The organism is Shinella sedimenti (assembly GCF_022601905.1).
In the GTDB taxonomy this organism is placed as follows: domain Bacteria; phylum Pseudomonadota; class Alphaproteobacteria; order Rhizobiales; family Rhizobiaceae; genus Shinella; species Shinella sedimenti.
The window spans coordinates 168003-183187 of sequence record NZ_JAKVIN010000009.1 but is presented as its reverse complement, the minus strand read 5'-3'; the positions used below and the strand labels follow the sequence as shown (position 1 = coordinate 183187).

Genomic DNA, 15185 nt, shown 5'->3' with positions numbered 1-15185 from the left:
CGTGGAATGAGTTTTCTGCGTACCGGCTCTGCTGGAAGGGTATTCATGGGAATGACGCGAAATATTCGGGTACGGACCGGCCTGTTCGGCCTTCTCGGCGGCAGCCTCCTTCTGACCGGTTGCATGGGCCCGACCTACGGCACCGACAAGACAGCCGGCGAGCAGCTGATCGACGACCTCGGCAATGCCGTGATGATCCAGCCGGAGAACAAGGACGCAAAGACGGTCCGCTATCAGCCGCGCGGCGGCCTTGTCGTGCCGAAGGACAAGACGGCGCTGGCCAATCCGCAGCAGTCGGTCGCGTCCAAGGAAAACCCCGAATGGCTGGAAAATCCGGAAGACATGCGCGAGCGCCTTCGCGCCGAGGCCGATGAGAACCTCAACAATCCCGGCTACCGTTCGCCGCTTGTCAGCCAGAATTCCAATGCCCAGCAGATGGGCACGGCGCAGCAGACTCAGGCCTACCGCGAGGCACGCCGCCTGCAGATGGGTGCCTATTCCGACCAGCGCCGCTACCTGAGCGATCCGCCGACCGAATATCGCAAGCTTCCCGAGGAAGCCCAGGCCGATCTCGGCGAGCCGGAAAAGCAGAAGGAACGTCGTCGCAAGAAGGAAGCGAAGGCCGCCAAGCAGAGTGGTTCCAAGTGGTGGCCGTTCTGACATCATGACCGGCTACCGAATCCGGCCGGCGACGGTCGATGACGCCGCCGTCATCCTGCGCTTCATCCGCGAGCTCGCGGACTACGAAAATGCCCTGTCCGAAGTCGCCGCGACCGAAGAAAGCGTCGCGGTCTCTCTGTTCGGCGAGGGGTCTGTGAGTTGCGCGGCCATCTGCGAGACGCCAGACGGCGAACCGGCCGGTTCCGCCGTCTGGTTCAAGACCTACTCCACCTGGCAATCGAAGAACGGCCTCTATCTCGAGGACCTCTATGTGACGCCCGCCCATCGCGGTGCCGGTGTCGGCAAGATGCTGTTGCGCTACCTTGCGCGCGTTGCCATCGAACAGGATTGCAGCCGTTTCGAATGGAGCGTGCTCGACTGGAACGAGCCGGCCATCCGCGTCTACGACGCCATCGGCGCCGAGCCGCAGAAGGAATGGCTGCGCTATCGCCTGACGGGCGACCGGCTGAAACGCTTCGCCGAAGGGTGAGACCCGGTCAGCCTCCGCGCCGGGCAAGCAGGACCAGATGAAGCATATGCGCGCCGACAAAGGCGACGCAAAGAGGCAGGATCGCCACGATCATTCCGCCGCTCATGGCGACAAAGGCGAGCACCAAGACTGCCAGCGTCGGCGTGAAGGCGAGTGCGGCGTTGCGCGGCAGCGACCAGTTCGGCTTGCCCTCGCGGTTCCACTGCATGGTCAGTCGTTCAGCACCCGGCGCGATGCGGCGCGCGGCAAGAAAGGACATGGCGGCCATCACGATGACGGTTGCGACAATGGCAGCGGTGGCGGGTGACATCGTTCTCAGCGCCTTTCCAGAAAGAAGTCCTTCAAGATCTCCGCGGCTTCCAGACCGCTGATGCCGGAATAGACCTCCGGGGCATGATGGCAGGTGGGCTGTGCGAAGAAGCGCACGCCATTTTCGACGCCGCCGCCCTTCGGGTCTTCTGCGCCATAATAGAGGCGGCGGATGCGGGCGAAGGAGATGGCGGCCGCACACAATGTGCAGGGTTCGAGCGTCACATAGAGGTCGGCGCCCGTCAGCCGCTCCTGGCCGAGTTTGCGGGCGGCCTCGCGGATGACGGCGACTTCGGCATGGGCGGTCACATCGTTGTCGGCGCGCGTGCGATTGCCCGCCTGAGCCACGATGGCGCCATCCATGACGAGCACGGCGCCGACGGGCACTTCACCGCGTTTGCCGGCGGCGCGGGCCTCGACCAGCGCGATCTCCATGAAGCGATTTGTCATAGCGGAACGAATTCCTCTTAACCCGGGGCGTCTGACCTGATACGACACGCGAAAACGCAGGCAACACAAATGACATTCAAAGACAAGCCAAAACGGCCGGGCGCGAAGCCCGCGGGCCGCGATACCAAGCCGCGTGGCGCCGCATCGGCGGCCGCGGGCAAGAAATCCTTCGGCGGCAAGCCGGCAGGCAAGAAGCCTTTTGACGGCAAGTCGGCCCCGCGCGACGGCAAGCCTTCCCGTGCCGCCAAGCCGGCACCCGCCGCGCCGGCCGGTGCCGAACTCGCGCCCGAACGCATTTCCAAGCTGCTCGCCCGTGCAGGCGTGGCTTCCCGCCGCGATATCGAGCGCATGATCATGGAAGGCCGCGTCAGCGTGAACGGCAAGGTGCTGGAGACCCCGGTCCTTAATGCCAGCTTCGCCGACCGCATCGAGGTGGATGGCGTGCCGGTGCGCGGCATCGAGCGCACGCGCCTGTGGCTCTACCACAAGCCTGCCGGCCTCGTGACGACCAATGCCGACCCGGAAGGGCGCCCGACCGTCTTCGACAATCTGCCGGAAGAGCTTCCGCGCGTCATGTCCATCGGCCGCCTCGACATCAACACCGAAGGCCTGCTGCTGCTCACCAATGACGGTGGTCTCGCCCGCATGCTCGAACTGCCGACGACCGGCTGGCTGCGCCGCTACCGCGTGCGCGCCCACGGCAAGATCGAACAGGCCGATCTCGACAAGCTGAAGGAAGGCATTGCCGTCGATGGCGTGCTTTACGGCTCGATCGATGCGACGCTCGACAAGGCGCAGGGCTCCAATGTCTGGCTGACGCTCGGCCTGCGCGAAGGCAAGAACCGCGAAGTCAAGAACGTGCTCGGCGCGCTCGGCCTCGACGTCAACCGGCTGATCCGCATCTCCTACGGGCCGTTCCAGCTCGGCGAGCTGCCGGAAGGCCATGCTCAGGAAATCCGTGGCCGCACGCTGCGTGACCAGCTCGGCCCGCGCCTGATCGAGGAATCCGGGGCGAATTTCGATGCGCCGCTCTTCGATCATAAGGCAGAGGATGCCGATGAGAAGCCGGTGAAGCCCCGCGAGGAGGCGTCCGCCTGGAGCGAGCGTCCGGCGGAGCGCCGTGAGAAGCCCGCCGGCCGCCGTGATGGTGACCGTCGTGAGCAGGCCCGCGCCCGGCTGGATACCAAGCGCGATGACCGTTTTGGCGACAAGCCGCGCGTTGGCCCGCGCGATCGGGATCGCGATGGCGATCGTTTCGAAAGCAAGCCGAAGCGCGAACCCGCAAACCGCGGCCGCAAGTCCAACGTCTGGATGGCGCCCGGCGCCCGTCCGGTCGCCGAGAAAGCGGCTGGCGCTGAAGAGGGCGTGAAGCGTGAACCGCGCGCTCGTCCCGAAGGGGCGCCCAAGTCCAAGCGCTACGGCCGTACGGCCGAGGGCGCGCCGACCCGTTCGTCCAAGAAGTTTGACCCGGATCGCAAGGGTTCCGACAGCAGGGGTCCGGCCCGCGGCCGTCCCGGTGATGACCGCGTGGAAAAGCCCCGCATCCTGAAGACGCGCGACGAGGATGGCGAATGGATCCGCGCCTCCGAGCCGGAGGCCGGTGGTCGTGACGATGGCGGCCGTGGCGGCTTCGGACGCACACGCTCCGGCGCAGGCGACGATCGTGCCCCCCGCGATTTTGGTGATCGCAAGCCGCGTTCTCAGGGCGAGCGCTCCTTCGGCGACCGTCCGGCCCGGGGTGAACGTTCCTTTGGCGACCGCAAGCCGCGCGCAGAGGGTGAACGCTCGTTCTCCGATCGTCCGCCGCGTCGCGACGGCGGCAAGCCCTTCGGCGGCAAGCCCGGCGGCAAGTCGTTTGGCGGAAAGCCGAGCGGCGGCAAACCCGGTGGTGGACGCCCCGCAGGCGGCGGTCGGCCGCGCGGCAAGGGCAAGTAAGCCGCCGTGCGGATCGTCGGCGGAGAATTTCGCGGTCGTTCGCTTGCAACGCCGAAGTCGGACGATATCCGTCCGACTTCGGACCGCACGCGCGAAAGCCTGTTCAACATCCTCTCACACGCGTATCCCGAGGCGCTTGACGGAACGCGCGTGCTCGATCTCTTCGCGGGCACCGGCGCCGTCGGCTTCGAGGCGCTGTCTCGCGGCGCGCGCGCCGTGCTCTTCGTCGAGCAGGGCGTGGAGGGCAGGGGACTGCTGCACGCCAACACGGAATCGCTCGGCGTGATCGGCCGCGCCAAGATCTTCCGACGCGACGCCACCTCGCTCGGCGGCGTCGGCACGATGGAGCCGTTCGATTTCCTCTTCGCCGATCCGCCCTATGCGAAGGGTCTTGGCGAGCGTGCGCTCGATGCCGCCGCACGCGGCGGCTGGCTCGTCGACGGCGCCCTTGCGATCCTTGAGGAGCGCGCCGATATTCAACCCGCCGCCGTCGATGGTTTCGAGCTTCTCGAAGTCAGAACGTTCGGCGAAACGCGCATGCACTTCTATCGTTACTGGCCCGGCTGAGCGATGCCGGCCGCGGAGACCTGAGCGATGACCGATGCCCTCGTTTCCCCGATCACGCCACGCCCCGCCGGCCCGACCGTCGCCATCGCGCTTGGCGGCGGCGGCGCGCGCGGACTTGCCCATATCCACGTCATCGAAGTGCTCGACGAGTTCGGCATCCGTCCGGTGCTGATCTCGGGCGCGTCGATCGGCGCGATCATCGGAGCGGCCATGGCTTCCGGCATGTCGGGCCGTGAGATCCGCGAGCATACGCTGGCCACCATCGGCAGACCCGGCCAGATCATGAACCGCCTCTGGAGCCTGCGGCCGTCCGGCTTTTCGCAGATGGTCTCCGGCGGTTTCAAGTTCGGGCAGTTCAATCTGGAACGCATGCTGAAGGCATTCCTGCCCGACGGTGTCCCGGAAACCTTCGAAGCGCTTGATATCCCGATGAAGATTATCGTGTCGGACTATTACGCCCAGCGCGAATGCGTCTGCGAGAGCGGCCCGCTGTTTCCCGCGCTTGCCGCATCCGCCGCCTTGCCCGCCGTCTTCCGTCCTGTCGTTATCGACGGCCGGGTGATGATGGACGGCGGCCTGTGCAACCCGATCCCGTTCGATCATCTCGCGGGCCGGGCCGATATCACCATCGGCGTCGATGTGATCGGCCAGCCGCCGGCCGGCACGGCCGAACTGCCGAACAGCGTTGACAGCCTCTACGGCGCCACGCAGCTGACCATGCGGTCCATCGTCACGCTGAAGCTCGAAAAGGGCGCGCCCGACATTTTCCTTCAGCCGGACGTCGGCCGCTTCCGCGTGCTGGATTTCGCCAAGGCAGCGGAGGTGCTGAAAGCATCGGAGGGTATCCGCGACGTCCTCAGACGCGCGCTTGACAAAAAACTCTCCCGTACGCACTGAAGCCGCCGAGTCGACAGCGCTCAGACGTCCTCGTCCGTATCGGCCATCTGGTTCTTCGGCCGCACGAGCGGTTCCGGCTTCACTGGTGCGGAATGCAGCATGTGCCGCCCCGCGGCCAGTCCTTCCACCGCCTGAAGTTCCAGCCGCGCCACGTCGCGGCGGCGGATATCGTCGCTGATGGCCACGGCATCGTCGGGCTCGACACCGAGCTCTTCAAGTGTCTCGCGGCCGAAGACAAGCGCGGATTCGAATGTTTCGCGCACGTCGTGCTGCACGCCGCGGGCACGCAGCGAAAGCGTGTGCACGCGGTCATAGGAGCGCACGAAGACGGTGGCGTTCGGGTATTCCGACTGAACGAGATCGACAATGCGGTCCGTGGTGGTCTTGCCGTGCGTGCAGACGGCGACGATCTTCGCCCGTTCGATGCCGGCGGCGCGCAGCACATCCTTTCGCGTGCCGTCGCCGAAATAGATGCGGAAGCCGAAATTCGCGGCCTGTCGCACGCGGTCCGTCGAATGGTCGATGACCGTCACCTCGCGGCCGCCGGCCAGCAGGATCTGCGCGGCGATCTGGCCGAAGCGCGAAAAGCCGATCATCAGCACGTCGGCGCCGGCGCCTTCGAAATCCTCCTCCATCTCCTCTTCCGGATCCTCTACCAGCAGGAAGCGGGAGAGCGCGGCGGCAATCGGCGTCAATGCCATCGACATGGTCACGACGGCAATCAGTAGTGAGGCGAGCCCGCCGGAGAAGATGCCGGCCGCAGCTGACGCCGTGAAAAGCACGAAGCCGAATTCACCGCCCTGCGGCAGCACGAGCGCGATGCGCACCGCATCATTGTGCGAGGAACCTGTGAAGCGGCAGAGGCCATAGATGACGAGGCCCTTCACCAGCATGACGGCAGGTGTCGCGATCAGGATCGTCAGCCAGCTGGAGAAGATCACGTCGAGATGCAGCGACAGGCCGACCGCCATGAAGAAGAGGCCGAGCAGAATTCCGCGGAAGGGCTCCACATCCGCTTGCAATTCGTGGCGATAGGAGGAATCGGCGAGCAGCACGCCGGCCAGGAACGCACCCATGGCCATGGAAAGCCCGGCCATCTGCAACAGCATGGCGGCGGCCAGAACCACGAACAGCGCCGCCGCAATCATGGCCTCGCGCGCGCCGGTGCGCGCGATGATCTGGAACAGCGGGTTGAGCAGGTAGCGACCAGCGACCAGCAGGGCGGCAATCGCTCCGACCGCGACCATGAAATCATGGAAGGCGCTTGTCGTGTCCTCCGGCGCCTGTTCGGCCAGCAGCGGTATCAGCGCCAGCAGCGGCACGATGGCAAGGTCCTGCAAAAGAAGCAGCGAAAAGGCGCGCTGGCCGTAGCGCGTGTTCGTGTCGCCCCGCTCATCGAGGATCTGCATGGCGAAGGCGGTGGAGGACAGCGCAAGCCCGAAACCGATGATCAGCGCGCCGTCCCACTCCTCCAGCCCGAAGAGCAGCACAAACCCCGCCAGGACGAGCCCCGTCACCACCACCTGTGCGATGCCAAGCCCGAAAATATCATGGCGCATCGACCACAGGCGCGAGGGCTTCAGCTCCAGCCCGATCAGGAAGAGCAGGAACACGACGCCGAGTTCGGCGACACCCAGCAGCTCCTCGCCATCGCGGATCTGGTGCAGGATGGGGCCGATCACCACACCCGCCGCGAGATAGCCGAGAATGGTGCCAAGCCCAAGTCGCTTGAAGATCGGCGCGGCAAGAAGCGCCCCGCCGAGCATCATCAGGACCTCGTTGTACGAGCTGTGCGTATATTGCATGCGGAAGGCTTTCTCTGCGGGATGGCGGCTGCACGGCAAAAAAGGAACGACCTCCCTTGATGCCTGTGTCGGCGCACAATAAATGGGGCATCAAAGAAAGGCCAAGTCATGTCACAGACAATCGATTCCGCAAGCCTTCTCGGGCGCGCCGGTGAACTTATCGACCGCGCCATTCAAGCGGGGGCGGATGCGGCCGATGCCGTCGTCGTCCGTGGCCGGTCCTCCTCGGTCAGCGTGCGCCTCGGCAAGGTCGAGGGCACGGAGGCTTCCGAAAGCGACGATTTCTCCTTGCGCGTCTTCGTTGGAAAACGCGTCGCCAGCGTCTCGGCCAATCCGGGCTTCGACCTGAAGGTGCTCGCGGAGCGCGCCGTGGCCATGGCCAAGGCCTCACCGGAAGATCCCTTTGCGTCGCTCGCCGCCGAAGGCGACCTTGCCAAGGCGTGGCCGGACCTCGAACTCTTCGATCCGACCGAGGTCTCCGCCGACCAGCTCACCGAAGCTGCCCTTGCCGCCGAGGCCGCAGCGCTTTCCGTATCCGGCATCACCAATTCCGGCGGGGCCGGCGCATCCGCCGGCATGGGCGGCCTTGTGCTTGCCACCTCGCACGGCTTTTCCGGCGCCTACAGCGCCAGCCGCTTCGGCCGTTCCGTCAGCGTCATCGCGGGCGAAGGCACGAAGATGGAGCGCGACTACGATTTCGACTCTTCCCTGTATTTTGCGGAACTGCGCGATGCCGAGGATATCGGCCGCGAGGCTGCCGCCCGTGCGGTGCGCCGGCTGAACCCGCGCCAAGTGCCGACGGCAAAGAACGTGACGGTGATATACGATCCGCGCGTGGCGCGCGGCATTGCCGGCCATATCGCCGGTGCGATCAACGGCGCCTCCGTCGCCCGCAAGACCAGCTTCCTGCGCGATCGCATGGGCAAGCAGGTCCTGAAGGCGGGGCTTTCCGTCACCGACGACCCGCTCATCGTGCGGGGCTCCTCATCGCGTCCGTTCGATGGCGAGGGCGTCACGGGCAAGCGTCTTGCGATGATCGAGGATGGTGTGCTGCAGCACTGGTTCCTCTCGACCTCCACGGCGAACGAACTTGGCCTGAAGACAAACGGCCGCGGCGTGCGCGGCGGAACCTCCGTCAGTCCGGCTTCCACGAACCTTGCTCTGGAGCCGGGAGATATATCCCCGGAGGAACTGATCCGCTCGGTCGGCAACGGTTTCTATGTCACGGAGCTGATCGGCCAAGGCGTCAACATGGTGACGGGCGAATACAGCCGCGGCGCCTCCGGCTACTGGATCGAAAACGGCGAACTGACCTTTGCCGTCTCCGAGGTGACGATCGCCTCCAATCTGGTCGACATGTTCATGCGCATCACGCCGGCAAACGACATCGACCGTTCGTTCGGGGTGGCCGCGCCGACGCTTGCCATAGAGGGCATGACGCTTGCGGGAACGTGACCCGATGCACCCCGCTGGAGATTGGGCCGCCGATCTCGACCTCCTCGTGGGGGCCGCGCGGCTGGCCGGCGCCAAGGCGCTGGAATTCTTCCGCAAGGGCCCGGAGGTCTGGTGGAAGAACGGCGGCCGCTCGCCGGTGAGTGCTGCCGATTTCGCGGCAAACGATATCCTCAAGACGGAACTGCTTGGTGCCCGCCCCAATTACGGCTGGCTGTCGGAGGAGACCGACGACGACGCGGCGCGGCTCGGCTGCGAGACCGTCTTCGTCATCGACCCCATCGATGGCACGCGCGCCTTCATCGCCGGCAAGGATATCTGGTGCGTCAGCGCCGCCGTCGTGCATGGCGGACGCCCGGTGGCGGGCGTTCTCTTCGCGCCCGCGCTCGACGAACTGTTTACGGCATCGGCCAGCGGATCCGTGCTGAAGAATAGTGCGCCCATTGCCGTGACTGGGCCGGACGACACACGTGCGATGCGCGTCGCCGCCCCCGAGGACATGGTGCGCGACATCGATCGCCGGCGGATCGGGGACATGAGCCGTATCGCCCATGTACCGTCGCTTGCCTATCGTCTTGCCATGGTGGCGGACGGGCGGATCGATGCGACGCTCGTGAAGCGCAATTCGCACGACTGGGATCTGGCCGCCGCCGATATCATCCTTGCGCAGGCCGGCGGGGCGCTCGTGTCGCTGGACGGTGAGCCTCTCGTCTACAACCGCCCGGCTGTCAGCCACGACACGCTGTGCGCGGCCGGGTTGTCCCGGCTTCCCGCACTTGTGGAGGCCGCACGCGACCTCTCCGACCATTGACCTTTTATGCGGAATACCGCAAACCGTGAGCCGAATTCGGCATAATAAAGAGAGAAGACATGACCGATACGAACGAACCCAAACAGCTCCTTCATCTCGTTTTTGGCGGCGAACTGAAGACCCTCGACGACCTTCAGTTCCGCGACCTCAATAGCCTCGATATTGTCGGGATCTACCCCGATTATGCGAGCGCGCTCGTCGCCTGGAAATCCAAGGCCCAGCAGACCGTGGACAATGCGCACATGCGCTACTTCATCGTGCACATGCACCGTCTTCTGGACCCGCGCAACGGCTGAGCCGTCGTCACCGCCCCAGTCCCGCGCGGCCTGACCGCGCCGGACAGAAAGACCGGACCCTTCATGACCCTCCACAACCCGAAAGCCCGAACGAAGGTGCCTTGCCGATGAGCAGCCGGCTCGCCCGTCTCACGCTTTCGATTTACCGCTGGGGAGGCGTCGCGCTCTACCCGGTCATCGGTCCCTATCTGGCCGTGCGCGCCGCCAAGGGCAAGGAAGAGCGCGCGCGTCGCCGCGAGCGCTATGGCGTAGCCGCCGTGCCGCGTCCCGCCGGCCCGCTGGTCTGGTTCCATGCCGCAAGCGTCGGCGAGACCAACTCGATTATTCCGCTCATCAAGGAAGTGCGCCGCCGCGGCATCGCCGTGGTGCTGACGACGGGCACCGTCACGTCCGCGAAGGTCGTTCAGGACCGGCTCGGTTCCGATGTCATCCACCAGTATGTGCCGCTCGACCTGAAGCCTGCGGTCAGCCGCTTCCTCGAATATTGGCACCCCGATCTCGCCATCATGGCGGAGTCGGAGATCTGGCCGATGACCATTCTGGAATTGAGCCAGCGCCATATCCCTCAGGTGCTGGTGAACGGCCGTATCTCGGATCGTTCCTTCCCGCGCTGGCAGCGCCGCCAGGCCTTCGCCGAGGCGCTGTTCGAAAATTTCGCGCTGGTCATCGCCCAGTCGGATGTCGATGCGGAGCGGTTTAGCGCGCTCGGCGCGCTGCCGGTGACGGTATCCGGCAATCTCAAGGTCGATACCGATGCGCCGCCGGCCGATGCCGATGCGCTCGCGACCTATCTCGGCCAGATCGAAGGTCGCCGGACCTGGGCGGCGATCTCGACCTTCGAGGGCGAGGAAGCCGCCGCCGGCAACGTGCACCGCGCCCTGAAGGAGCGCACGCCCGGCCTGCTCACCATTATCGTGCCGCGCCATCCCGAGCGCAGCGATGCCGTCGCGGATATGCTGATGTCGCGCGGCCTCAAGGTCGTGAGGCGCACTTCCGGCGAGCCGCTGACGCCGGAGACGGATATCTTCCTCGGCGACACGATCGGCGAAATGGGGCTCTACCTGCGCATGACCGAGGTCGCCTTTGTCGGGCGTTCGCTCTTTGCGGAAGGCGGGCAGAATCCTCTGGAGCCGGCCATGCTCGGCTGCGCGATCCTGTCGGGCGGCAATGTGCAGAATTTCCGCGAGACCTATCAGCAGCTCGCCCGCAATGGCAGCGCCAAGATGGTGCGCGATGTCGAGATGCTGGCCAAGGGCGTGCATTATCTCCTCAACAATGAGGAAATGCGCCGGCAGATGATCGATGCAGGCCAGGAGACGGTGCAGGAAATGCGCGGCGCGCTGCGCGCCACCGTCAAGGGGCTCGAACCCTATATCAATCCCCTCACCGTGAAGGCGCGGCTACACCCGCGCCAGTCCTCCTGAAAGGACGCGACATGACGAAGGCCGAAGCGATCTCCGGTATCCTCTTCGACAAGGACGGCACGTTGCTCGACTATGCCAAGAGCTGGGTTCCCGTGAACTACGAGCTTGGCCGCATCGCCGCCAAGGGCGACGAAGACCTTGCCCGCAAGCTGCTCGTCGCCGGCGGCATGGATCCGGACACAGGCCATGTCACCCCCGACAGCCTGCTGGCGGCCGGCAACACAGTGGAAATCGCCGAGGGCTTTGTCGCGGCGGGCGCGCCGTTCACGGTGGAAACGCTCACCACCCATTTCGACGGGCTTTTCGCCAATTCGGCGCAGCTGGCCGTCGCCGTCACCGACCTTGCGGCCTTCTTCGCCACCATGCATGCGCGCGGCTACCGGCTGGGCGTCGCCTCGTCCGACAACGAGGCCTCCATCCGCGCGACGGCCAAGCGCTTCGGTTTCGACGGCTACCTGCACTATGTCGCAGGCTATGACAGCGGCTTCGGCGTCAAGCCGGAACCGGGCATGGTGCTGGGCTTCTGCGCAGCGACAGGGCTGGAACCGCATCAGGTCGCCGTGGTCGGTGACAACAACCACGATCTCCATATGGGGCGCAGCGCCGGTGCCGGTATTACTGTCGCGGTGCTCACTGGAACGGGCTCGCGGCAATCGCTGTCGGAGGCATCAGACTATTGCCTCAACGACATCACCGAACTGGTGCCACTGTTTTCCGGCGCCGCCGCGCGTCCGGTGGCTTGAGCGCTATCCTCCGCGCTTCGCGGCCCCGGTCACAGGCCCGATGGTTGATTTTCACACCGTTCTCGCGTTTCTTGTGCCGACGAACGGGCAGGGGTGCCTGCGGGGGATGAAATGGTAAGTGAAGCGCCGCCGTTCTGGTGGACGAAGCCCGACTGGCGAGCCCGGGCGCTCTGGCCCATCTCGCGCCTTTACGGGCTGATCGCGGGACGGCGCATGCGCAGCGGTCGCCGGGCGCAAGTGCCCGTTCCCGTCATCTGCGTCGGCAATTTCACGGTGGGCGGCGCCGGCAAGACGCCGACGGCCATCGCCATTGCCCGTGCCGCCAAGGCGCGGGGCCTGAAGCCCGGCTTTCTGTCACGCGGCTATGGCGGTTCGCTCGATGTCACCACTGTCGTCGATCCTCATCACCACCGGGCCCGTGCCGTAGGTGATGAGCCGCTGCTGCTCGCCCGCGAGGCGCTGACGGTCATCTCCCGAAAGCGCATCAAGGGTGCGCTCAAGCTGGTGGAGGAGGGGGCCGACCTCATCATCATGGACGACGGTTTCCAGAGCGCGCGCCTGGCTTTCGATTACGCGCTCGTCGTCATCGATACCCGCCGCGGCATCGGAAACGGCCATCTCGTTCCGGGAGGGCCGGTGCGTGCACCGCTCGACGAGCAGATGCGGCAGGCCAGCGCCCTGCTCGCGATCGGCGATGGTACGGCAGCCGACCGGCTGATCCGCCAGGCCGCCCGCGCCGGAAAGGCGATCCATCCGGCAACGCTGGTAACCGTCGGCGCCGGCGATCTCGCAGGGCAGGCCGTCATGGCCTGGTCCGGTATTGCCGACAACGAGAAGTTCTTCCGGACCGTGCGCGAGACCGGCGCGCAGCTCCAGATCACGCGCTCCTTCCCCGATCATCATTTCCTCGCCGAGGACGAGGTCGCCGAGCTCCTTGAGCAGGCCGCAGAACTGGGGTGCGGGCTCGTCACCACGGCCAAGGACAGCGTGCGGCTCGGCGGCGGGCACGGCCGGTCTGAGGAGTTGCAGGAAAAGAGCCGGGTGATCGAGGTGGAAATCCGGTTCGACGACCCCAAGGGCCCGGACGCGATCATCGATGCGGCGATCGCCAATGCGCGGCAGCGCAAGCTGCAGCGCCCGGCCGGAGCGAAACCCTAGCGCTTCTGCGTCGGCAGGGCGCCGGCACGCTTTTCGGCGTCGAGCGAGGCTGCGCAGCTGATATAGGCTTCCTGCCGCGCGACGCTCCAGTAGCGCAGTTCCTCGACCGGAATCGTCTCACCCGTCATCGCGCAGATGACGTGCGAACCCGGCATCAGGATCTGGAAATCGCCATCCAGGTAGCGGATCTTCGCTTCCCGACTGCCGTTGCGGCCTTCAAAACGGTTCATCATCGATTTCAGTATCCGTATCACTGCTGGCAATTCCGCTTCGGCAAACGATTCGTATCCGGAATTACGTCAAGAAAGCTTCATGGTGCATATCGCGGCGAGGGCCAAATTTCCAGCGCTTTCGCCGTTCAGCTGCGTCCGAAAAGTCGCTCGATATCCGACAGCTTCAGTTCGATATAGGTTGGTCGGCCGTGATTGCACTGGCCAGAGCCGGGTGTCGCCTCCATCTGCCGCAGCAGCGCGTTCATCTCTTCCGGCCGCATGCGCCGCCCGGAGCGCACCGAACCGTGGCACGCCATGGTCGCGGCGAGATATTCGAGTTTTTCCTTGAGGCCGTTTGCCGTGTCCCATTCGGCAAGTTCGTCCGCCAGCTGACGGATGAGGCCGGCCGCATCCATCTCGCCGAGCATGGCGGGCGTTTCGCGCACTGCAATCGCGCCCGGTCCGAAGCGCTCGATGCCGAGCCCGAGTGTCGCGAACTCTTCGGCATGGGCCACCAGCCGATCGCAATCGTCTTCCGGCAGATCGATGATCTCGGGGATGAGCAGCGCCTGCGCGGGCACGGCGCGGGAATGCAGCGCATTGCGCATGGCTTCGAAGACCAGCCGTTCATGCGCTGCGTGCTGGTCCACGATGACGAGGCCATCCTGCGTCTGCGCGACAATATAGTTCTCGTGCAGCTGCGCGCGCGCCGCGCCGAGCGGATGCTGCTGCGGCGCGTCGTCCGGCACCGGCTGCTGTGCCGTAAAGACCGGCTCGCTGCGCGCAGACGGTGTTGCGAATTCGGCAAAGCCGGCCTGCTCCGCGCGCAGCGGCATCGATGCTGCCGGCTCGAACGGGCGATAAGGCGAGGCAGCAGGCGTCCAGGGCGTGGCGGGCCGTTGCGCTTCCGGCCGGAAGGCGCGCATCAGGCCGCTGGCGCCGGTCGTGGCCGCCCGGTCGCCCTCGCGCCCGAGCGCCTCGCGGATCGCGCCGATGACAAGCCCGCGCACCAGCCCCGGATCGCGGAAACGCACGTCGGATTTCGCCGGGTGCACATTGACATCCACCAGGGCCGGGTCGATCTCGATGGAAAGCACCGCGACCGGGTAGCGCCCGTGCGGGATGGTTTCCGCATAGGCCGCCCGCAGCGCCGACCAGAGAAGCTTGTCCTGCACGGGACGGCCGTTGACGAAGGCGAACTGGTGCAGGCTGTTGCCGCGGTTGAAGGTCGGCACGCCCGCAAAGCCCGTCAGCCGCACGCCCTCCCGCTCCGCGTCGATCTCGATGGCATTGTCGCGGAAATCCCGGCCGAGCACCTGCGCTATGCGCGCGAGGCGATCCGTCCCGGTCGCGGGAAATTCCTGCGTCGTCCGGTCGGAGCCTGATAGCACGAAGCGCACATGCGGGAAGGCGATGGCCATGCGCCGCACGACATCCGAAATGGCGGAGGCTTCGGCCTTCTCGCTCTTCATGAATTTCAGCCGCGCCGGCGTGGCGAAGAAGAGGTCACGCACCTCCACCACGGTGCCGCGATTGGCCGCCGCCGGCCGCACCGGCTCGACCTTGCCGCCGGTTACGCTGATTTCGGCGCCCTCGCTGGCCTCCGCCGTGCGGCTGAGCAGTGAAAGGCGCGCGACCGAGCCGATAGAGGGCAAGGCCTCGCCGCGAAAGCCAAGGGTGCGGATATCGAGCAGATCCGTGTCGAGCTTGGAGGTGCAGTGGCGCCGGATCGCGAGTTCCAGCTCGCCGGGCGCCATGCCGCTGCCATTGTCGGTAACGCGCAGCAGCGTCTTTCCGCCGCCCGCAGTGGCAATCTCGATGCGCGTCGCACCGGCGTCCAGCGCGTTCTCGATCAGCTCCTTGGCGGCGCTCGCGGGGCGCTCGATCACCTCGCCGGCTGCAATCTGGTTGATGAGGGTTTCGGAAAGCTGCCTGATGGTCATGGCGCCATTTTCGCGGATTCGCGCGGTCCCCGC

Annotated in this window: 16 protein-coding genes; 11 read left to right on the top strand and 5 right to left on the bottom strand. The window is 65.9% G+C overall.

Annotated elements, in window-relative coordinates; all coding sequences use genetic code 11:
- Positions 1–45 precede the first annotated feature (45 nt).
- Positions 46–660 (top strand): hypothetical protein, encoded by a 615-nt coding sequence (locus tag MKI86_RS20710; protein ID WP_241604868.1) that lies wholly within the window; start codon positions 46–48, stop codon positions 658–660.
- A 4-nt stretch (positions 661–664) separates the two neighbouring features.
- Positions 665–1150 (top strand): GNAT family N-acetyltransferase, encoded by a 486-nt coding sequence (locus MKI86_RS20705; RefSeq protein WP_241604866.1) that lies wholly within the window; start codon positions 665–667, stop codon positions 1148–1150.
- Positions 1151–1157: 7 nt separating this feature from the next.
- Here the strand turns inward: MKI86_RS20705 and MKI86_RS20700 are convergent, their stop codons facing one another.
- Entirely contained in the window at positions 1158–1460 is a 303-nt protein-coding gene (locus MKI86_RS20700; RefSeq protein WP_241604863.1) for a hypothetical protein, read from the bottom strand.
- 5 nt (positions 1461–1465) lie between these two features.
- Positions 1466–1909 (bottom strand): nucleoside deaminase, encoded by a 444-nt coding sequence (locus MKI86_RS20695; RefSeq protein ID WP_241604862.1) that lies wholly within the window; start codon positions 1907–1909, stop codon positions 1466–1468.
- 69 nt (positions 1910–1978) lie between these two features.
- On the opposite strand from MKI86_RS20695, the gene MKI86_RS20690 reads away from it, so the two are divergent.
- Genes MKI86_RS20690 through MKI86_RS20680 form a run of 3 tightly spaced genes read left to right on the top strand, consistent with a single transcriptional unit; the run spans position 1979 to position 5308 of the window.
- Positions 1979–3844 (top strand): pseudouridine synthase, encoded by a 1866-nt coding sequence (locus MKI86_RS20690; RefSeq protein ID WP_241604861.1) that lies wholly within the window; start codon positions 1979–1981, stop codon positions 3842–3844.
- A 6-nt stretch (positions 3845–3850) separates the two neighbouring features.
- Positions 3851–4411 (top strand): 16S rRNA (guanine(966)-N(2))-methyltransferase RsmD, encoded by a 561-nt coding sequence (gene rsmD / locus MKI86_RS20685; protein ID WP_241604860.1) that lies wholly within the window; start codon positions 3851–3853, stop codon positions 4409–4411.
- A gap of 27 nt (positions 4412–4438) precedes the next feature.
- Positions 4439–5308: a patatin-like phospholipase family protein gene (locus MKI86_RS20680; protein WP_241604859.1), complete on the top strand. Its 870-nt coding sequence runs from the start codon at positions 4439–4441 to the stop codon at positions 5306–5308.
- 20 nt (positions 5309–5328) lie between these two features.
- Here MKI86_RS20680 and MKI86_RS20675 read toward each other — a convergent pair whose 3' ends face one another.
- Positions 5329–7113 (bottom strand): monovalent cation:proton antiporter-2 (CPA2) family protein, encoded by a 1785-nt coding sequence (locus tag MKI86_RS20675; protein WP_241604858.1) that lies wholly within the window; start codon positions 7111–7113, stop codon positions 5329–5331.
- 108 nt (positions 7114–7221) lie between these two features.
- Here MKI86_RS20675 and MKI86_RS20670 point away from each other — a divergent pair, with 108 nt between their 5' ends.
- The 6 genes from MKI86_RS20670 (at position 7222) to lpxK (ending at position 12997) form a co-directional block, all read left to right on the top strand.
- Positions 7222–8568, top strand: coding sequence for a TldD/PmbA family protein (locus tag MKI86_RS20670; RefSeq protein WP_241604857.1), 1347 nt, complete (start codon positions 7222–7224; stop codon positions 8566–8568).
- Between the two features lie 4 nt (positions 8569–8572).
- Positions 8573–9376 carry a 3'(2'),5'-bisphosphate nucleotidase CysQ gene (locus MKI86_RS20665; protein ID WP_241604856.1) on the top strand — a complete coding sequence of 268 codons (804 nt, stop codon included), beginning with the start codon at positions 8573–8575 and terminating at the stop codon, positions 9374–9376.
- A 59-nt stretch (positions 9377–9435) separates the two neighbouring features.
- Positions 9436–9672 (top strand): DUF4170 domain-containing protein, encoded by a 237-nt coding sequence (locus MKI86_RS20660; protein ID WP_241604855.1) that lies wholly within the window; start codon positions 9436–9438, stop codon positions 9670–9672.
- Between the two features lie 107 nt (positions 9673–9779).
- Positions 9780–11096 (top strand): lipid IV(A) 3-deoxy-D-manno-octulosonic acid transferase, encoded by a 1317-nt coding sequence (gene waaA / locus MKI86_RS20655; protein ID WP_241604854.1) that lies wholly within the window; start codon positions 9780–9782, stop codon positions 11094–11096.
- 11 nt (positions 11097–11107) lie between these two features.
- On the top strand, positions 11108–11839 hold the full coding sequence (locus MKI86_RS20650; RefSeq protein ID WP_241604853.1) for an HAD family hydrolase: 732 nt from the start codon (positions 11108–11110) through the stop codon (positions 11837–11839).
- A 111-nt stretch (positions 11840–11950) separates the two neighbouring features.
- The gene (gene lpxK, locus MKI86_RS20645; protein ID WP_241604852.1) at positions 11951–12997 is read left to right on the top strand and encodes a tetraacyldisaccharide 4'-kinase; all 1047 of its coding nucleotides are present in this window, start codon (positions 11951–11953) and stop codon (positions 12995–12997) included.
- Here lpxK and MKI86_RS20640 read toward each other — a convergent pair.
- Positions 12994–13230, bottom strand: a complete 237-nt coding sequence (locus tag MKI86_RS20640; protein WP_241604851.1) for a DUF2093 domain-containing protein — start codon at positions 13228–13230, stop codon at positions 12994–12996. The genes lpxK and MKI86_RS20640 overlap by 4 nt on opposite strands.
- Positions 13231–13355: 125 nt before the next feature.
- Positions 13356–15152 (bottom strand): DNA mismatch repair endonuclease MutL, encoded by a 1797-nt coding sequence (mutL, locus tag MKI86_RS20635; protein ID WP_241604850.1) that lies wholly within the window; start codon positions 15150–15152, stop codon positions 13356–13358.
- Positions 15153–15185: the final 33 nt, after the last annotated feature.